Source organism: Clostridium sp. OS1-26, assembly GCF_030915445.1.
Lineage (GTDB): Bacteria > Bacillota > Clostridia > Clostridiales > Clostridiaceae > Clostridium_AM.
The window spans coordinates 1,881,190-1,901,043 of the sequence record NZ_CP133264.1; the positions used below are offsets into that span (position 1 = coordinate 1,881,190).

The 19,854-nt window shown below is 30.3% G+C and carries 18 protein-coding genes and 1 pseudogene; 11 read left to right on the top strand and 8 right to left on the bottom strand.

All coding sequences use genetic code 11. The annotated features are described in order from the left end of the window. Nucleotides 1–73: 73 nt before the first annotated feature. The 4 genes and pseudogenes from rfbB (at nucleotide 74) to galU (ending at nucleotide 3,506) form a co-directional block, all read left to right on the top strand. The gene (rfbB, locus tag RCG18_RS09380) at nucleotides 74–1,129 is read left to right on the top strand and encodes a dTDP-glucose 4,6-dehydratase (protein WP_308041040.1); all 1,056 of its coding nucleotides are present in this window, start codon (nucleotides 74–76) and stop codon (nucleotides 1,127–1,129) included. An 11-nt stretch (nucleotides 1,130–1,140) separates the two neighbouring features. Next, nucleotides 1,141–1,698, top strand: coding sequence for a dTDP-4-dehydrorhamnose 3,5-epimerase (rfbC, locus tag RCG18_RS09385; protein WP_308041041.1), 558 nt, complete (start codon nucleotides 1,141–1,143; stop codon nucleotides 1,696–1,698). A gap of 19 nt (nucleotides 1,699–1,717) precedes the next feature. Further along, nucleotides 1,718–2,598: pseudogene (rfbD, locus tag RCG18_RS09390) on the top strand (dTDP-4-dehydrorhamnose reductase). Nucleotides 2,599–2,648: 50 nt separating this feature from the next. Then, a complete protein-coding gene (gene galU / locus RCG18_RS09395) occupies nucleotides 2,649–3,506 on the top strand; it encodes a UTP--glucose-1-phosphate uridylyltransferase GalU (RefSeq protein ID WP_374119056.1) in 858 nt (285 codons plus the stop codon). 421 nt (nucleotides 3,507–3,927) lie between these two features. Here galU and RCG18_RS09400 read toward each other — a convergent pair whose 3' ends face one another. From RCG18_RS09400 to RCG18_RS09410, 3 genes are all read right to left on the bottom strand, one after another. Beyond that, entirely contained in the window at nucleotides 3,928–4,059 is a 132-nt protein-coding gene (locus RCG18_RS09400) for a hypothetical protein (protein WP_308041042.1), read from the bottom strand. A 5-nt stretch (nucleotides 4,060–4,064) separates the two neighbouring features. Continuing rightward, on the bottom strand, nucleotides 4,065–5,501 hold the full coding sequence (gene dltA / locus RCG18_RS09405; RefSeq protein WP_308041043.1) for a D-alanine--poly(phosphoribitol) ligase subunit DltA: 1,437 nt from the start codon (nucleotides 5,499–5,501) through the stop codon (nucleotides 4,065–4,067). 89 nt (nucleotides 5,502–5,590) lie between these two features. After that, a complete protein-coding gene (locus tag RCG18_RS09410; RefSeq protein ID WP_308041044.1) occupies nucleotides 5,591–6,034 on the bottom strand; it encodes an AMP-binding protein in 444 nt (147 codons plus the stop codon). Between the two features lie 597 nt (nucleotides 6,035–6,631). Between RCG18_RS09410 and RCG18_RS09415 the strand changes: the two genes are divergently transcribed. The 3 genes from RCG18_RS09415 to RCG18_RS09425 are packed head-to-tail and all read left to right on the top strand — an operon-like array spanning nucleotide 6,632 to nucleotide 9,023. Next, nucleotides 6,632–7,792, top strand: a complete 1,161-nt coding sequence (locus tag RCG18_RS09415) for an ABC transporter permease (RefSeq protein WP_308041045.1) — start codon at nucleotides 6,632–6,634, stop codon at nucleotides 7,790–7,792. Continuing rightward, complete coding sequence (locus tag RCG18_RS09420) at nucleotides 7,785–8,456, top strand: ABC transporter ATP-binding protein (RefSeq protein ID WP_308041046.1); 672 nt, start codon at nucleotides 7,785–7,787, stop codon at nucleotides 8,454–8,456. Before RCG18_RS09415 ends, RCG18_RS09420 begins: the two co-directional genes overlap by 8 nt. Nucleotides 8,457–8,492: 36 nt before the next feature. Continuing rightward, complete coding sequence (locus RCG18_RS09425) at nucleotides 8,493–9,023, top strand: VanZ family protein (RefSeq protein ID WP_308041047.1); 531 nt, start codon at nucleotides 8,493–8,495, stop codon at nucleotides 9,021–9,023. Between the two features lie 356 nt (nucleotides 9,024–9,379). On the opposite strand, the gene RCG18_RS09430 is transcribed toward RCG18_RS09425, so the two are convergent. Genes RCG18_RS09430 through RCG18_RS09445 form a run of 4 tightly spaced genes read right to left on the bottom strand, consistent with a single transcriptional unit; the run spans nucleotide 9,380 to nucleotide 12,828 of the window. Then, nucleotides 9,380–10,117 (bottom strand): amino acid ABC transporter ATP-binding protein, encoded by a 738-nt coding sequence (locus tag RCG18_RS09430; RefSeq protein ID WP_308041048.1) that lies wholly within the window; start codon nucleotides 10,115–10,117, stop codon nucleotides 9,380–9,382. A gap of 10 nt (nucleotides 10,118–10,127) precedes the next feature. Then, complete coding sequence (locus RCG18_RS09435) at nucleotides 10,128–10,796, bottom strand: amino acid ABC transporter permease (RefSeq protein WP_308041049.1); 669 nt, start codon at nucleotides 10,794–10,796, stop codon at nucleotides 10,128–10,130. 13 nt (nucleotides 10,797–10,809) lie between these two features. Then, a complete protein-coding gene (locus RCG18_RS09440; RefSeq protein WP_308041050.1) occupies nucleotides 10,810–11,619 on the bottom strand; it encodes a transporter substrate-binding domain-containing protein in 810 nt (269 codons plus the stop codon). Nucleotides 11,620–11,652: 33 nt separating this feature from the next. Then, complete coding sequence (locus tag RCG18_RS09445) at nucleotides 11,653–12,828, bottom strand: MalY/PatB family protein (RefSeq protein WP_308041051.1); 1,176 nt, start codon at nucleotides 12,826–12,828, stop codon at nucleotides 11,653–11,655. Nucleotides 12,829–13,249: 421 nt separating this feature from the next. On the opposite strand from RCG18_RS09445, the gene RCG18_RS09450 reads away from it, so the two are divergent. The 3 genes from RCG18_RS09450 to RCG18_RS09460 all read left to right on the top strand — a co-directional run bounded on the left by RCG18_RS09450 (nucleotide 13,250) and on the right by RCG18_RS09460 (nucleotide 17,895). After that, the gene (locus tag RCG18_RS09450; RefSeq protein WP_308041052.1) at nucleotides 13,250–15,373 is read left to right on the top strand and encodes a cell wall-binding repeat-containing protein; all 2,124 of its coding nucleotides are present in this window, start codon (nucleotides 13,250–13,252) and stop codon (nucleotides 15,371–15,373) included. A 179-nt stretch (nucleotides 15,374–15,552) separates the two neighbouring features. Further along, entirely contained in the window at nucleotides 15,553–17,172 is a 1,620-nt protein-coding gene (locus RCG18_RS09455; protein ID WP_308041053.1) for a S41 family peptidase, read from the top strand. 9 nt (nucleotides 17,173–17,181) lie between these two features. Then, on the top strand, nucleotides 17,182–17,895 hold the full coding sequence (locus RCG18_RS09460) for a SprT family zinc-dependent metalloprotease (protein WP_308041054.1): 714 nt from the start codon (nucleotides 17,182–17,184) through the stop codon (nucleotides 17,893–17,895). A gap of 201 nt (nucleotides 17,896–18,096) precedes the next feature. Here the strand turns inward: RCG18_RS09460 and RCG18_RS09465 are convergent, their stop codons facing one another. Next, nucleotides 18,097–19,011 (bottom strand): transposase, encoded by a 915-nt coding sequence (locus RCG18_RS09465; RefSeq protein WP_308041055.1) that lies wholly within the window; start codon nucleotides 19,009–19,011, stop codon nucleotides 18,097–18,099. Nucleotides 19,012–19,285: 274 nt separating this feature from the next. On the opposite strand from RCG18_RS09465, the gene RCG18_RS09470 reads away from it, so the two are divergent. Then, entirely contained in the window at nucleotides 19,286–19,837 is a 552-nt protein-coding gene (locus tag RCG18_RS09470; protein WP_308041056.1) for a manganese efflux pump, read from the top strand. Nucleotides 19,838–19,854 lie beyond the last annotated feature (17 nt).

Here is a 19,854-nt window from a genome sequence, read left to right on the forward strand (position 1 = left end):
TAGGTGGTGATATTTGGTATAAACTAAAAAATCAGTTCTTGAAGCAAATAATTAATTGTCCGGAGGATTAAAGATGAAGACTTATTTGGTTACAGGTGGAGCAGGTTTTATAGGTTCAAATTTTGTTATATACATGTTAAATAAATATGATGATATAAAAATAATCAATTTGGACAAGCTTACCTATGCAGGAAATTTGGAAAATTTTAAAAATATAGAAAATAGTCCCAATTACATATTTGTTCAAGGAGATATATGTGATAAAGAACTAATAGAGGCATTATTTGAAAGATATGATATAGATTACGTAGTAAATTTTGCAGCTGAATCACATGTAGATAGAAGTATAAGAGAGCCGGAAGTATTTGTAAAGACTAATGTATTAGGAACAGTTACATTACTAAATGCAGCAAAAAAGGCATGGGAACTACAGGATGGTTTTAAAGAAGGTAAGAAATATCTTCAGGTTTCTACAGATGAAGTATATGGCTCACTTGAAGAAACAGGCTTTTTTATGGAAACAACACCATTAGATCCACATAGTCCGTATTCATCAAGTAAAGCAGGTGCAGATTTAATGGTAAAGGCTTATGCTGATACATATAAGATGCCAATAAATATAACAAGATGTTCAAATAATTATGGTCCATATCAATTTCCTGAAAAGCTAATACCATTAATAATAAATAATTGTTTAAATCACAAGTCTTTACCTATATATGGTGATGGATCCAATATAAGAGACTGGTTATATGTAAAAGATCATTGTAAGGCAATAGATATGGTTATAAATAAAGGAAGATTAGGAGAGGTTTATAACGTAGGTGGACATAATGAAAGAACCAATATTCAATTAGTTAAGACAGTTATAAAGTACTTAAGTGAAAATGTAGATAAGAAAATAACAGAGAGTCTAATTAAATATGTAGAGGACAGAAAAGGTCATGACAGGAGATATGGAATAGATCCAACTAAGATAAAAGAAGAACTAGGATGGTATCCTGAAACTACTTTTGAAATCGGAATCAACAAAGCTATAATGTGGTATTTAGATAACAAGGATTGGATGAATAATATAACCTCAGGAGAATATCAAAAGTATTATGAAAAAATGTATGAAGAAAAGTAGGAGGTATATTCATGGGACAATTTAAATTTACAGTAACTCCTATTCAGGGATTGTATATTATTGAGCCTAAGGTATTTGGAGATAGTAGAGGTTACTTTATGGAAACATATAATTACGAGGATTTTAAAGCTCAAGGCTTAGATATGGTTTTTGTTCAAGATAACCAATCAAAGTCGAGAAAAGGAGTACTTAGAGGAATGCATTTTCAAACTAAATATCCTCAAGGAAAGCTTGTTAGGGTAATAAAAGGTGAGGTTTTTGACGTAGCAATAGATTTAAGAAAAAAATCTAAAACCTATGGACAGTGGTATGGAGTGCTTTTAACTGAAGAAAATAAAAAACGGTTTTATGTCCCAGAAGGCTTTGCACATGGCTTTCTAGTAACTTCTAATGAAGCAGAATTTGTGTATAAGTGTACAAACCTATATCATCCTGAGTATGAAGGCGGTATTGCTTGGAATGATCCAGATATAAATATACAATGGCCTTTAGAGGGAATAGAAGAAGTTTTATTGTCTGAAAAAGATAAAAATGCTCCAACTTTAGAGAAAAGCAAAATAGAATTTTAGTTTCTAGGAGAGTAGTAAAATGAAAATATTAATTACAGGCTGTAGAGGACAATTAGGTAGTCAAATTATTAATATATTAAAAGAAGGAGCATCGGAATTAGGTACTATACCACAGGATTATAGAAACGCTGAGATTATAGGAGTAGATATAGAAGAATTAGATATATCAAATTTAGAAGTAGTAAAAAGTTTCATAAATAAAGTTAAACCTAATATTGTTATAAATTCGGCAGCTTATACTAACGTAGATGGCTGTGAGAATAATCGGGATTTAGCTTTAAAAGTGAATTCGCTAGGACCGAGAAACTTAGCTATTGCTTGTGAACAAGTAGATGCAAAACTTATACACATATCAACAGATTATGTGTTTCGAGGTAATGGAACTATTCCATATAGAGAATATGATGTAACCAATCCAGTAAGTGTGTATGGGGAAACAAAGCTGCTTGGAGAGAACTACGTTAGAGAGTGCTGCCTAAGATATTTTATAGTAAGAACTGCATGGCTTTATGGATATAATGGGAATAACTTTGTAAAGACAATTTTGAAAGCTGCAAAGGAAAAAGGACATTTGGAGGTAGTGAATGATCAGAGGGGGAATCCGACTAATGCAGAGGATTTAGCACATCATATTTTAAAAATTGCTTTGACTGATGAGTATGGAATATATCATTGCACAGGTACTGGTGAGTGTACATGGTATGATTTTGCAAAGGATATAGTTGAGCTTGAGGGAATAGAGTGTACTGTTAGTCCAACTACGTCTAATAAGATCAATAGGGCTGCTAAGAGGCCGGCTTTTCGTCGTTAGATAATATGATGTTGAGATGTAGCGTTGGAGATGAGATGAGAGATTGGAGAGAGGCGTTAAAAGTATTTCTTGAAAAAGTAAAAATATAATATATGACAATTTTTTAGAACGATACTAAAGTTGAAAGGGTGTAATATTAATGAAAGTAAGAAAGGCAATAATTCCTGCGGCGGGATTAGGTACAAGATTTCTACCAGTAACAAAAGCTCAACCAAAAGAAATGCTGCCAATAGTAGATAAGCCAACAATTCAATATATAATTGAAGAAGCTGTAGCTTCAGGTATTGAAGAAATACTAATTATAACAGGAAGAAACAAAAGGGCTATAGAAGATCACTTTGATAAATCTGTTGAACTAGAAGACGAGCTTCAAAATAATAATAAAGAAAAGTTACTTGAATTAGTACAAAATATATCTAATATGGTTGATATCCATTATATAAGACAAAAGGAACCTAAAGGCTTAGGACATGCTATATGTCGTGCTAAAGCCTTCGTAGGGGATGAACCCTTTGCTGTTATGTTAGGTGATGATATAGTTGATAGTGAAGTACCATGCTTAAAACAATTAATAAATTCTTATAATGAATACAAAACTTCTATATTAGGAGTACAGCCAGTTGATAAAACACAAGTATCTAAGTATGGTATTGTAAAAGGCGTAAAAATTGAAGACAAAGTTTATAAGGTGAAAGATTTAGTAGAGAAACCAAAAATAGAAGAATCACCATCAAACATCGCTATTTTGGGAAGATATATAATAACTCCTAAAATATTTGAAATACTTGAAAAAACTAAGCCTGGAAAAGGTGGAGAAATACAGCTAACTGATGCATTAAAGGAGTTAGCAAAACAAGAAGCTATGTACTCCTATTGTTTTGAAGGAATAAGATATGATGTAGGGGATAAGCTTGGATTTTTACAGGCTAATATAGAATATGCTTTAAAACGCAATGATTTAAGAGAAGAAGCTTATGGCCTATCTTTCAAATGTTAAGATGAGTGCCAATTTTAAAAGGAAAGAGATTTATAACAAAAAAAATTTAACAAAAGAAGAAGTGGCAGCATCTATAATTAAGGAATAAAAATTTAGGAGAGCTCATTAACAAATTGTAAATAAAAACAGGAGTATGAATGACTTCTGTTTTCATTCTTTTAGTATAAAACTAAATACTATAAGATTTAATTGAAATACTATATAAAATAGAGGTTGTTTTGCAATTTAAAAGGCTGGGAAAATTAATGCCAGCCTTTTAAATTAGGAGGAAAAAATCTATAACCTAGATTTAAAAATTAATATTATATTTGGAGAATTTAAAGCAATAGACGGAACCAAACAAGCACAATACTGCATTAGAGAATATTTAGTTAAATTCAGACTATATACTTATGCTTAAAAAAGATAACGCTATAAGGAATCATCTCAATTCCTCTGTTAGAAGTCTTCTATTTATTTTTCCATTTATGGTCATAGGAAGATGTTTTTTTATAATAATTTTTCTAGGTATCATATAATTAGGTAATAAATTCTTTAAATTTTCTTTGATCATAAGCCCTACTTCAAAATTTTTTTGGGAAGAACTTTATTTAATGTAACTACTGCAGCTAAGTATTGAAGTTTATTTTCTTTTTTTACGGGCAATACTACAGCATTTTTTATAAATTCAATTTCTCTTAGGCTATTCGCTATATTCTCAAGCCCAATTCTCAAGCCATTAAGCTTTATCTGAAAATCTATTCTACCGCAATAGTATAACAGATTATTTTTTATATACCCTTCGTCTTCTGTTTTGTAATATCTATTTTCTATACCATCTATTATTCTTTTAGAAAATACATTTTTAGAAGTTTCATCATTATTAAAGTAACCAGGACTAACGCTTTTCCCAGATATAATAATTTCCCCTTTTTCTCCCTCAGGAAGTATACGATAACTTACTCCGTTGAATTCTAAGCAATCCTCATCATTATTTAGAACGTTATTATTTTTTTCAACAATAAAAAGCTTACAATCATTTTTTATATAACCTACGGGTAGAGGATTAACATTATTAGAAAGCTCTGTATCTATTTTTATCGCTGTAACTGCTACAGTTGCCTCTGTGGGACCATAAAGATTTATAATACTTATGTCTTTGAGCCTACTTTTTAGTTTTTGTACACAATTATTTGTTAATACTTCTCCGCAAAATAACATCACTTTTAATCTAGGTAAAAGATTATTGTTAAAATTGCTATTAGCGAGGCACATTTCTGCAAAAGAAGGAGTTGACACCCATATATTAATATCTGATGATTTTAAATAACTAAATAACTCTTTCATATTACTTATCATTTGATTGTCAATACTGAATAATGTGGAGCCTGTATATAATGAGAGATATAAATCCATTACAGATAAGTCAAAAGAAAAAGGTGCCTGATTCATAAATACGTAGTGTGTTCCTTCTGAATAATCCCATAACGTTAATGCCCAATTAACAAAACTTTTAAGGCAGTTGGAGGTTATTTTTACACCCTTAGGCTTTCCTGTACTTCCTGATGTACATATGATGTAGTGAATGTCTTCATCCTGAACTCTATATATTTTGTCAGGAATCATTGTTGCATGACTATTTATTATTGTCTCTATTTCCTCACAATTTTTAATATCTATGTTATCTAAATGTAGCTTATTATCTGATATATTAAAAATTAATTGTGAATTTGATTTTTCAACTATATACTTAATTCTTTCCTTAGGCATAGAACTGTCTATTGGTATATAAGCATGTCCGGATTTAGTACAGGAAAGAAAACAAACGAGCATTAAATGTTCCTTATGTCCACAAACAACAATAGGCATCTTATTATTATCAAATCGTTTAATTATATATGATGCTAGTGCATCAGATTTTTTATTTAATTCTTCATAACTTAGAAAGCTATTTTTATACTTATGAGCAATTAAATTTGTTTTTGAATATTTGTCTACTAAATCACATACGTCCATTTTAATCTCCTCCAGAGACCTTACTTTGCTAATTATACTGGTTTGATTTATAAGTTATATATAGTAAGTAGCAAAGAAGTAAAGAAGTTTTAAGCTTCTTTATTTATATCAAATTTAACTCTATATCTTCTATTAGAAATTATTTTTATATTACTATTTATTATTATTTTTATGTCTTCACAGTTTTTGACGTCTACGTTATCTAAATGTAGATTATTTTTTGATACATTGAAAATCATTTGAGCATTTGAATTCTTGGCTATATCCTTAATCCTTTCCTTAGGCGTAGAACTGTCTATTGGTAGATAGATATGTCCGGATTTATTACAAGCACGAAAGCAAACAAGCATTAAGTGCTCCTTATGTCCGCAAATAATAATAGGTAACTTATTGCCGATAGAATGATTAATTATATATGATGCTAGTGCATCAGATTTTCTAATTAATTCTTCATACTTCATAGAGCTATCTCTATATTTATGAAGAATTAAATTTGTTTTTGAATATTTGTCCACTAAATTACATACATTCATATTAATTTCCCCCGAAAACCTTATTTTACAAAATGATACTTCTCAAAAATATATAACTCTTTTTGTCGTATAATAGCTTGTACTTTTGTATATACCCAAATATTTAATAGCATGCTTCAAGTTGTTATATTTAGATTTCTACCAAATTAAGACATATATTCCTTTATAATATATATACGTGCGCTAATTTCAATAAATAGGGTGGTATGGAAAAATTAAGACCCATTGAAAATGTTTTAATGTCGTTTTTGGAATTATTTTGACTTTCAAACAAGAAAAATTTTAAATTTGAAATTACTGGAGATATTATAGAACATTTACGTAATAGTATCTATTTAGGTGAACTCCATACGATTAGATTTCAACTTGTTATAGAATATAGACTTTATTACCTTTTGTTCGATCAAGGTTTTTTAGACTTATTGTAAAACTAACCCATTAATTGAAATTAATATACGTATGTATATAGTATTAGATATAAAATCCTAATTCAAAATAATTAATTTCTCAAGCATTTATTTTATATATGATAAGAAGAAGTCATGAATAAGATTTTAAAAAGTTAGGTGTGAAATACCTACTGCAAAATTTGGAGGGATGAATGTGTTTACACCGTTTAAAATAGCAGGACGATTTCTAAGACACAATAAAATACAAACACTTGTAATAATATTAGGGATAGCTATAGGAGTATCTGTTCAGATATTTATAGGACTATTAAGTAAAGGTCTTGAATCTACGTTGTTAAATAAGGTTATAGGGAGTTCTGCTCATATAACTGTATATTCAACGAAGGGAGGCATAGCGGATTGGCAGGACAAAAAGAATAAGATTATAAAAGCAGATAAAGGCATAAAAGCAACAGCCCCTGTGGTGGATTATCAAGCCTTTATAAAATTAAGTGATATGACAGAGCCCGTGCAAATAAGAGGATTTATTTATAGTGACGTTAATTTACTTTACAACATGAAGGATAGAATTTATGAAGGAAAGATGCTAGAAGATAGTGGTCAAGCTTTAATCGGTAGAGATTTAAAGGAAAGGTTAGGAGTTAATGTTGGAGACAAGATAACCATAATAACTATAGACAAGAAAAAAATTGAACTTACTTTGGTAGGTTTTTACGATTTAGGTGCGGTTAAGGTAAATAGAACTTGGCTTATTACAGATCTAAAAACGGCACAAGACTTATTGGGCTTTGGTGATAAGGTTACATCCATAGAAATAGGTGTAAATGATGTATACAATGCTGATATTACGGGGAAACACATAGAAAAAAGTTTAAATGATAAAAAGTTAAAGGTAGAAAACTGGAAGGATCAAAATAAGCTTTTATTTAGTGGACTAGTTGGACAGAAAATATGCACTATCATAATTGAATTTTTTGTGTTGCTTGCAGCTGTTTTGAGTATTATAAGTATACTCGGTATAAGTGTGGTTCAAAAATATAAGCAAATTGGCATTTTAAAGGCTATGGGAATTAAGGACCTTTCCGCTGCTTATATATTCTTTATACAAGCTTTTATACTTGGTGTATTAGGTACTGCTTTAGGCATTTGGCTTACATATACATATATAAAGTGTTTTAATACATACATAATCACTCCAGAAGGAACGCCAGTAATAAACATTATTGTTAGCCATAGGTTTATAGGTAAATCTGCTTTAATAGATATAGCCGCAGCAACTTTAGCAGCTTTTTTCCCAGCTGTAAATTCCTTTAGATTAAGTCCTGTGGAGGTAATAAAAAATGGGTAATGTTATAGAGTTAAAGGGTGTAGATAAGATTTATGGAGGTAGAGTTAAAACTCAAGTTCTTCGTAATGTGAACATGACTATAGAGAGAGGTTCCTTTACGTCTATTATCGGTGCTTCTGGAAGTGGAAAAACTACACTTTTAAATATAATTGGCACATTAGATAAACCGACTAATGGAGAAGTTTATATAGATGGTAGTAGAATAGATGAAATGAGCAGAGTAGCTCTAGCGGCTCTTAGAAACAGGAAAATAGGCTTTGTGTTTCAGTTTCATTATCTTCTACCCGAATTTAATGCGTTAGAAAATGTACTTTTGCCTCATAGAATTAAGAGATTTTTCTATGGAAGGAAAACACGTGAAAGAGCAGAACTATTGCTTGAATTAGTTGGTTTATCTAGCGTAATGAAAAATAAGATATATAATTTATCTGGAGGGCAGCAGCAGAGAGTAGCTATCGCTAGAGCTCTTATGAATAAACCTGAGATTATATTAGCTGATGAACCAACAGGTAACTTAGATTCTAATTCTGCTGAAGATATATATAGAATATTCAGAGATATAAACAAGAATTTCGGTACAACTTTTGTAGTTATTACTCATGATGATAGAATAGCCAAGAAGGCGGATAGGATAATAGAGATAAAAGATGGCATAATAATTTAAGATATTAAATTTCTTATTAAGCTTTTTAATTAAGGAGTGGCGCATTTGAAGAAAGTATTATTGGTTATATTATGCATCCTTTGGATGGGATTTATATTTTATAACTCCTCAAATATTGGTGAGGTTTCAGAAGAGAGAAGTCACCGTGTACTGAATGATATAAAAAATAAGTATCATCAGATTAAGAAAGAAGAAAAAATTGTAGTAAATAATTCTAATGAAAAGCCTGTAGGAAACAATATAGTAGATAATGAATATTTGAATAAAAGAGAGGGAAATTTAAATATAATTTTAAGAAAGAATGCACATGCCTTTGAATATCTAGTTCTTGCTATGATAGTAACTGCTGTGCTATTTTCATTTAATATAAAAGGAAAATCAGCATTAAATTATATAATGTTTGTATGTTTATTTTATGCAGTTACAGATGAGTTTCATCAAGTGTTTGTACCTGGGAGAACATCTTTAGTAAGTGATGTATTAATAGATTTTGCTGGAAGTCTAATAGGTATGTCTATTTACTATTTATTTTACTATAAGTTTTTTAGACGAAATCAAGTTTACTAAAAGATATAGTTAAGTGTAGTAACTTTTATTTTTGATCGAGTTATAAGCTTATTTTTGCTACTATTTCCTGTTATCTTTGCCTGCAGCTTTACATAGTGCTAATGTTATTATAGTTGTAAGAATTATAAACAGTGCTATTAAAGAAGTCACTAACATATTATCACCTTTTCATTATATCAATTCATTTTTGCATCACTTTACAAGTAATTTAGATTAAGTTAGTTAATTTTCTTGTAAAGTGGTCATATTTTAATATTATCGTCATTGTTAAAATAAACTTTAAAATGTTTTAGGGTAAGACTTGTAGAAGTAGTAAAAAGACAGTAAATGCAATACAGCACTTACTGCTTTAAACTTTACCTTATTTTAACTTGATTTAAGAATTTTATTGTTCTTGGATTTTCTGGATTATTAAATAATTTTTCAGGAGTGCCTTCTTCTATGATATTTCCTCCATCCATAAATATTACTCTATCCGCAGCATCTTTAGCAAATCTCATTTCGTGAGTTACTATAATCATTGTTTTATGCTGCTTTGCCAAATTCCTTATAACATCTAATACCTCGCCAACTAATTCTGGATCTAATGCAGAAGTTGGTTCATCAAACAGCATAATCTTAGGATTTACTGCTAATGCTCGTCCTATTCCTACTCTTTGTTGCTGTCCTCCAGAGAGTTTAGAAGGATAGAAGTCTTTTTTATCTTCTAAGCCGACTTGTTTTAGTATACCCATGCCAATTTTATTTGCCTCAGCTTTGCTTATATTTTTAACTACAATTAGAGGTTCAGTAATGTTTTCTAGAGCTGTTTTGTTTTTATACAGATTATAACTTTGAAACACCATAGACGTATTCATTCTCAATTGATGTATTTCAGTTTTACTAGCTTTTTCAGCGTCTATCTTAAGCTTATCTAGCTCGAATATTCCTTTATCTGGCCGTTCAAGATAGTTAATACATCTGAGAAGAGTAGATTTTCCCGTACCAGAAGGACCTATTATAACAATAACCTCTCCCTGTTTTATATCTAGGTTAATTCCATTTAAAACCTTTAAATTATTAAAGCTTTTGTGTAGATTCTTTATTCTAATCATATTGCTACTCCTAATATGCTTCATTCATTTTCTTTTCAAGTATCTTTTGTAGGTATCCGAAAGCAGTGATTATAATCCAGTATAAAAGAACTACAGCTGTAAAGGATTCTAAAAATTTATAACTTGAAGCTCCTTCACTTTGAGCAACTGCCATTATTTCTGTAACTCCTAAAGTAAATGCCAACGCAGACCCCTTCACAATATCAACAAAACTGTTGGAAAGCGCAGGAATTGCCACTCTTGCAGCCTGTGGTAATATTATTCTTCTCATAGCCTGTATATATGTCATTCCAACAGATAGACAGGCTTCGATTTGCCCTTTATCAACAGAAGATATAGCACCTCTTAAGGTTTCAGACATATAGGCAGAGGAGTTGAGACCTATACCTAGCACTGCAGCTGTAAAGGCATTCATACCTTTTAGAGAAGGTATTAGCTGAACAATTCCGAAGTATAAGAAGAACAATTGAGCAATTAATGGAGTACCTCTAAAAAAGGATATATATATCTTTGTTAAAGGATACAATACTTTTACTTTTGCCTGCACAATTAATGCTATTATTAGTGCTATAACCAAGCCTAGAAGTAAAGCAAGTATGGATATTCCAAAAGTTATCTGTAGCGATTTTACCATTAAGGGAATTAAGTTAGTAAAGTAATGAAAATCAAACTTAGGCATTATACATCACACCTTATTGTTTTTTAGTTGTATCTAATCCAAACCATTTTTGTGATAGCCTACTTAAAGTTCCGTCTTCATGCATTGATTTAATTGCTTTGTTTATAGCTTCAATTTTTTCCTTGCTGCTATCTCCTTTTTTAAATGGATATTGATTTATCTCATAAACATAATTACTGTCAATTAATTTTAAGTTCATTTTTTCTTTGTCTATAGTGCTTTTAGCCTTTACTGTTCCTAGAAAGCTGGCATCTACTCTTCCTATTTCTACGTCTTTTTCAACAGCAACAGTATCATAAGTGACTATATTTAAGTTAAGTGCAAATTTTTCATTCATTTCCTTTAAGGATTTTTCACCATTTCCTCCCAAAGAAACTCCTACCTTTTTTCCTTTTAAGTCCTCTATTTTATTAAAATTGCTATCTTTTTTTACTGCAAAGCTATATCCGCTGTAGGCATAGGTTTCTGAGAAATCGTATTTTTCTCTTCTTTGGGGAGTAGTTGAAATTTGATGGGCTATTGTATCTATTTGTCCAGCATCAAGCATACCAAAAAGTCCGCTGAATTTAGAGGTTTTAAATTCAACTTTATAACCAGCTCTCTTACCTATTTCATTCCAAGCATCAATTTCAAAGCCTTTTAAATCTCCATTTTCCTTAAAAGTCCATGGATAGTACTCGCCTGAGGTTCCTACCTTTATAACTTTTTCTGGCTTTGGACTTTCAGCAGTTGTTGTAGCTGCTTTGTTACCACAGCCTGAAAATATTAATGTTCCCATAACTATAGATAGAGCTAAAGTAACTAATTTTTTTCCTTTTAACATATTTTTATCCCCCTACAAACTTAATTATAATTCTTATAAGTTATTTATAGCCTTTTCGATTCTTTCTAAAGCTTCTTTTAGAATAACTCTTGGACATGCTATATTAATCCTTTCAAAGCCATCTCCACCTTGTCCGAAGATATATCCCTCATCAAAGACTACTCCAGCTTTTTCAAGTATAAACTTTTGAAGCTCTTCATTGCTCATATTTAACTCTTTACAATCCATCCAAACAAGGTAAGTTCCTTCTGATTCCAAAACTTTAATTTTAGGAATTCTTTCTTTAATAAAAGTCTTAAAATATTTTTTATTTTCCTCTAAATAATCTATAAGCTCTTCTAGCCACTGCTCACCATATCTATAAGCGGCTTCGCAAGCTACAATTGCAAAAAGATTGAGACGTTTTATTCCGTGGCTCATCATAGTTTCTTTGAATTTTTTTCTTAGGTTTACATTTGAAATTATTACATTTGATGCTTGAAGGCCTGCAAGATTAAAGGTTTTACTAGGAGCTGTACAAGTTATTGAGTTATCTCTAAATTTATCAGAGATAGATGCAAAAGCTGTATGTTTGTAGTTTTTGTATATTAAATCAGAATGAATTTCGTCTGAAATTACTATAACGTTATTTTCAATACATATATCTCCTAGCTTAGTTAAGTCATCTTTTGACCAAACCTTACCTATAGGATTATGAGGATTACAAAGTATTAGCATTTTTACATCTTTATCTTTAACCTTTTCTTTTAAATCATCAAAATCCATATAATATTTTTTGCCATCGAATTTTAATGGATTATTTAAGATCTCACAGTCATTATGTAAAATAGAATCATAAAAAGGATAGTATACAGGTGGTTGTACAATTATCTTATCACCAGGTTTAGTAAAAGACTTAATGATAAAATGTAGAGCAGGGACTATTCCAGGGCATGTACAAATCCAGTCGCTTTTTATTTTAAAGTTGTGCCTTTTTTTCATCCAGTTTATAACTGAATCATAGTAGGAATTCATTCCTTCGGAATAGCCATATATCCCATGCTTAGCTCTTTCAATTATTGCTTCAGTAACTTCTGGAACAGTTTTAAAATCCATATCTGCAATCCACATTGGTATTACATCTTCGTATCCCAGCAGTTCTTTATTAAAGTTCCATTTCACGGAATTTGTATTTGTTCTGTTGATTATTTCGTCAAAATTATATTTCATAGTTACTTCTCCTCTCTAATGAAATATATAAATTTTACTTGATTTAAACGATTACAAAAGCGATTAAATAATGATATTATTTACAAATTGATAGATTCTTACAAAATATTATAGCATTTGGGTCATAATGTGTTAAATAATGTTTTATTATGGAAGTAACGGGTAAGATTACAGATTTGAATAGAATTATTTGATTAAAGCGAAATGCTATGAAATTTCCAATTTTTATAAAGCCTTATTAGAAAACATTTAACTTGGAGATTAGCATATGTTTGAATTATATCAATATAGATAATTTAATAGAGTATTTTAACGATATAATAGATTTATACATACAAGAACCAAATTGCTCTTAAACATGTTGAAGTATAATTTTGCCAGTGTTATAATAGCATTAGCAATGTAAAGGGGGATATTTACTATGAACATGAAAAAGATAGCTTGTTTGTTATCAATAAGCTTGTGTTTAGGTATAGGTGTTACTACTAGGGCTAAGGCCGCAGTTAACCCAGAGCGAATAGGAGGAGCAAATAGATATGATACATCTATTGCTGTTTCAAAAAATGGATGGAATACTACATCTGATTATGTTGTAATTACTAGTGGTGAGGATTTCGGTGATGCTCTTAGCGCAGCACCTTTAGCTAAAAAATATAATGCTCCAATTTTATTAGTTTCAAAAGATAATTTGGACAATCAGTCTGATTCAGCTTCCAATTTAACTAATGAACTATCTAGATTGAAAGCAAAAAAAGCCTTTATAATTGGTGGAACAGGAGCTGTTTCTTCAAAGGTTGAAGAGGCAATTAAAAATAAAGGGATAGAAATAGAAAGAATTTCTGGAAATGACAGATATGATACATCTATTGAGATAGCTAAAAAAGTGGGAGCAACCAATGGTGTGGTTATAGCTGCAGGAGATGATTTTGCAGATGCTCTTAGTGCAGCACCTATTGCAGCTTCAAAGGAAATGCCTATAATACTTTTGCAAAAAGATAAAGTTACTGATACATTACAAAATTATTTAAAGGACAACAATATATCAAAAGCATATGTTATAGGTGATAAAGACGTTATCAATGATGATGTAGTAAAACAGTTTTCAAATGTAGAAAGAATCACGGGAAACAATGAATATGAAAGAAACATAAATATTATAAATAAATTCTCTAAGGACTTTAAATATGATACAGTTTATTTTGCAAGCAGAAAAGGCTTTGCTGATTCCTTATCAGGCTCTGCATTAGCTGCATTAACCTCTTCGCCGATAATTTTAGTTGATGAAAATTCTGAAGCAAAGGTTAAGGAATACATTGATAACAAAATAAAAGATGTTGGACAAGTTAATGTATTAGGCGGGGAAGGTGTAATAAATACATCATTACTAGAAAAGATACTTCCAATGAACAAAAATCAAGGTATAAACAGTGGATTATTAAAGGCAACTTTAAATCAAAATAACATTAACTCCATGGAGAGTGACAGTACTATAGGAATAAATGCTAGTGTTAAAGACTTACCAAAAGAAGAACAAAATCAGGCAGATAAAATAATTCCTATAATAAATAATTCTAAAATGACTTTTGATATAAAGATGAATGGAAATAGTGATAAAACATTATCAAATGTTCAAGAAGATATAAATATTCAAGTAGCAGGAATGAACATACAAACAACAGCTTGGGTAAGCTTAGATATGACAGGAAGTCAGCCTAAGATTAAGGAGATTGTAAAGATTCCTGAGGCTGCAGCGCCATATCTTCCACCAAAGTTTGCAGGAAAACAATATATGGTTATGGATCCTATTGCAGTAAATTCTAAAGTCATGCCTGGAACAAACAATATTACAGGTTTAATGGATTTTAGCAAGAACTTTCAACCACAATTTCAAAGCTTTATGGAAAAATATTTAGAGAACTGGAATCCAGGGGTTAAATTTATTGATTATAAAGGGTTAATGAGAATTAATAATAAAGACGGAATTAAGTATGCACAAACATATGAGTTAAAGCTTAATGATACGACATTTAAATCTTTATTAAATTATACGGCAACTGATGCAGTGCAAAATAAAGAGTTCATTAGCTTTATGAAGCAATTTATGTTGTCCTGTGTTGATCTTTCAGGAGTACCAAATAAAGAACAGCAAAAGCAGGATATAGAAAAGGTATTTGCTAATATGGCTTCAAATCCTCAAGAATCTATAAAGCAGATAAATATATTTATGGATGCAATAAAAGATTTAAAGGTAATTGGCGATAAAGGAATAGACATAACTTATAATATCTGCGATGGGTATATCATTGGAGAAAATGGTATTGTTGATTTACAATTAGACATTCATAAGTTTGTTGAGGTTATGAATAAATTGAGTAATACTCAGGGTGCGACAGCTGAAGATGTAAAAGGTATTCTTGGACTTGGATTTAATTATAATACTCAAAACTATAACATTAATAAAGACGTGAAAATAACTATTCCTCAACTCACGAAGGAAAATTCGTTTGATTATATGGATCTTGTTAATTTAGAAGGCAATAAGTAAAGTGATGGGGACAGTTCACAATTTTTCATCATATTATTGATGAAAAATTGTGAACTGTCCCTTAGCTTTGGAATAAAGTGTCGTAAGGTTTTTGCAAATAATTAGATTTTATTAATAGGAAAAATGATGTATAATTTTTATAATATACAAATTAAGAGTATTGGAGGATTAGAAAAAACATGAAGAATAAACTTTCTACAGTAAAGAATGAGATTAGAAGCAAGTCATTATATGGTAAAATACAAAGTACAATTTCACTCCTAGCGTTAACAATATTTCTAATTGCTAGTTCTTCCTTTAAGGTACAAGCATCCAGCCAAACATTGGATGAAGCTAGAGCCATTATTAAAGGTAATTATGTGACTCCAGTATCTGATAGTGTGCTAAATGCACCAACTATAGAGGAGATTATAGAGGGATTAAAGGATCCTTACTCTCAATATTTTTCGAAGCAACAGGAGCAGGATTTTATAAATAGTATAGATAATAAAACGTATGGTATAGGCATATCAGTAGAAATGGTTACTGAGGGAGTTAAAGTAAAAACAGTTATAGATAATTCACCAGCGATGGAATCAGGAATTCATGAAGGAGATATAATAATTTCTGCTAACGACAAATCATTAGCAGGGTTGAAATTAGAGGAAGCAACATCCTGTATAAAAGGAGAAGCAGGTACAACTGTAAATCTTCATGTAAAAAGAGCAGATACTATGTTGAACTTCAGCATAATGAGAAGAGAGATAAGTCTTCCAACGGTAACAGGAAAAATATTAAATGATCATACTGCCTATATCAACATTGTATCTTTTGGTGAGGACACTTCACAATTATTCAGCAAAGAATTGCAGGAATTAAATATGAAAAATCCCGATAGTTACATAATAGACTTAAGAAATAATGGCGGCGGATATATGAGGACAGCGCTTGAGATAGCTGGAAACTTTATCGGATCTAATCCTTCAATTACAGTAGAAGATAGACAAGGAAATAAGGTAAGATATTTAGCAGGAGGTAAGGGAATCACCATAGATAAACCTATAATTTTTCTTATAAATGAATATACAGCAAGTGCTTCGGAAATTTTATCTGCTGCAGTAAAGGATTATAAGAAGGCATTTTTCGTTGGTATGACTACTTATGGAAAAGGAGTTGCTCAGAAGATGTTTCCTTTATCAGATGGAAGCGCTCTTAAGATAACTACAGAAAAGTTTTACTCACCTCTAGGTAATGCAATTCAGAAAGTTGGAGTAACACCTGATTTTGAAGCAAAAGATGTTAATTCTTTGGCAGTTGCTGAATTATTTTCCGGGAAATGTATGAATGATGTAGATAAAAGAGGTTATGTAAAAGTAAATTATGCAGGAAAAGATTTTGAGATCAACTTAAACTTAGCTAAAGACGAAAAACACTGGGCTGCATTTAAGTATATATTGAATAAAGCTTCTAAAGATAGCGTATATGTAGGGACTGATAATGGCTGGATTAAAGCACCTACAGACTATTTAGATAATGCTTATAAATTTTTGTATGGTAATTATAAATATTTAGATACTCTAAAGGACATTGCACAGAATAAAGTATTTACTATAAGTTTTAATAAAGAGATAAATGCTGATACAGTTAAAGATTATACTAACATGGAATTTATTGATGGAGAGACTGGACAACGTGTGGCTTTTGATGTGAAAAAGGTTGATGATAAAAAAATAAGCCTAGCGCCTAAAGAAAATTTAAAAAGTGGAAAGACTTATTATATAAAGATTAAAGACGTAATAAAACCTGTTACAGTGAAATAGGAGAATGTAATGGGGACACAATACAATTTTTCAACAATTAACTATAAAATTATCAGAAAACGTAGAAAAACTATTGGAATTAAGATTACAGATAAGGGAGAAGTCATAATTACTTCTCCTTTTGGTGTGAGCGAAGAAACTATTAAAAATATTATAAAGAAGAAGCAAAAATGGATAACTGATAAGGTTAAAATCATTGAAGAAGCCAATTTTGCCTATAACAGAGCTTTTAAGGATGGAAAAAGATTTCTATTTTTGGGGAAAGAGTTGGAATTAGAGATTATTAAAGTTAATAAGCCTATATGTCATGTTAAAATAGAGGATGAGAAAGTTAGGGTTTTTATGGATTCAAGTAGTATGGCGAGTGATGATATAATATCTAGTGCTGTTATAAACTTATATAGAAAAGAGGCTGCTAGATTATTCAAAGAGAGAACAGATATATATAGCAGGATTCTTGGTGTAGGACCTAAAAGAATATTTATCAAGGACCAAAAAACTTTATGGGGAAGCTGCTCGTCGAAGGGAAACATAAATTATAATTATAGGATTATAATGGCGCCAATTAGCATTATTGATTATATAGTTGTACACGAATTATGTCATTTAGTACACATGAATCATTCTAAGGAATATTGGAATACAGTGAAGTCTGTTTTATCTGATTATGAAAAAAGAAGAAAGTGGTTAAAAGATAATGGGCATGTATTGAGAATTTGGTGATACATAGTTTTAGTTCAGCATCTGGGACGGGTTACAATTATTATTTACTAAAAGTTGTAACCCGTCCCCAAGTAACAAGTAAGATAAAATTAGCGCATATAGTACATAATTACTATAGTTTTATCAATAAGTTAACTTATTTTAAATGCTTGTACAATTGTTTGTAAGCAAAAATTTAATTTAGATTCACAAATTTTTAAATTATGCGGACCTACTATAATTTATAAAGTCATTTACTATATTTCTATATTTTTCAGAGGTATTAATCAACGAGATCCCTTTTTCACACAGCCTTCCAATGTTAGAATAGGTTAAATTCCCTATAGTTTTTGAAATGTCACTAAATTTAAAGTCACACAAAGATCTCATTAGAACTACACAAATTGATTTGGATTCTATGTTTCTATGATTATATTTTGCATGAATGCAAAGAGACTCTTTATTGTAATGAGAAACAAAAGCTATTATATCTGCAGGATTAAAATTCCTCACAAGTATATGTTTCATAGGAGTATAAAAACTTTCAGAGCTGTTAAATTCTAGTTCATCTTTAATTTTTAAGCCATCAAATTTGCACACAAATTCTAAATAAGATTTACGTGCCAATCTTTTATTAGTATTAAAATATTTTAATATAAAATCTATATCTAAAATATCAGAATATTTTGAGGGCATACCAGCATAAACTTTAAGGCTTGAGTATTTATATTTGTGAACACAACTTTTGTAGTTTTGAATATCCTTAGGATTATTATGTATATAGGCAGAAGCTGCAACAACATAACTATCCTTTTCTATAGGCTTACTTTTAAATCTATCAGAAAATAAGTGGCCGTGTCTTGAATACTTTCTATTATAGTATTGGGCGTAGCTTTGATTTATGGACTTCATAAATTTAGATATATCAGCACCATTGTCATTAACTTGTAAATGATAGTGAGTATCCATAAGAACGTATGAATATATAGTAAACATATAAATTTTCTGATATTTTCTAACTATATTTAGAAATTTATCTTTATCTTTAAAATCTACAAATAGTTGAAGTTCACTAATGCTTCTGCTCATAATGTGATGAATATTACTTAAGCCTTTTTTGCGCGGAGTTCTACTCAACGATTACCACTCCTTTCATGTTTTATTAAAATTATTGACAAATGATAACAATTTAATCCTTTATAGATTAATAAATAGAATTAGATTTAATAGTTATTTAAACAGAATATCGGTACAAAAATTGTAAACTGTCCCTTAACTTAAATCTGACTGAATAAAAATTGCGAACCGTCCCTAAGCAAAATATTTTATAAAAACTTCTTTATATAGACAATATAATAGATATAAAGTAAAATATTATTGTTAAAATAAAGTAAAAATAAGGAGAAATAGTATGGACTTTTATTCATTATTACTGATAGCCATAGCCTTATCGTTAGATGCATTTGGTGTGGCACTATGCATAGGATTAAATAGTGGAGTAAGAATAAAAGGCAAAGTTTTATTTTCAGCCTGCAGTGGATTTTTTCAATTTCTATTCGCTTTTATTGGTGCATATGCAGGAGTGTTATTTAATACATACATAGCATCCGTTCCTAAAGTTATAGGAGGAGCTCTTATATCAATTGTAGGGATTTTAATGTTAAAAGAAGGATTTCAAAATAAAGGAGAGTGTCCTGTTATAAAGCCAGGCACATATTTTATTCTTGGTATATCAGTGAGTATAGATGCCATGGTTATAGGGTTCACTATACTTAATAACATAAATAACAATCTCATTATACTTAAAGATACATTATTTATAGGAGTGGTGACATTAATAATATCATCGCTTGCATTTGCAATAGCAAAGTACCTAAAAAAAATAGAGCTTTTAGGCAAATATGCAGATTATATAGGCGGAGTAATACTTGTTATCTTCGGAATAAAGATGATATTTTTCTAAAGAAAGCTTGGGGTGAA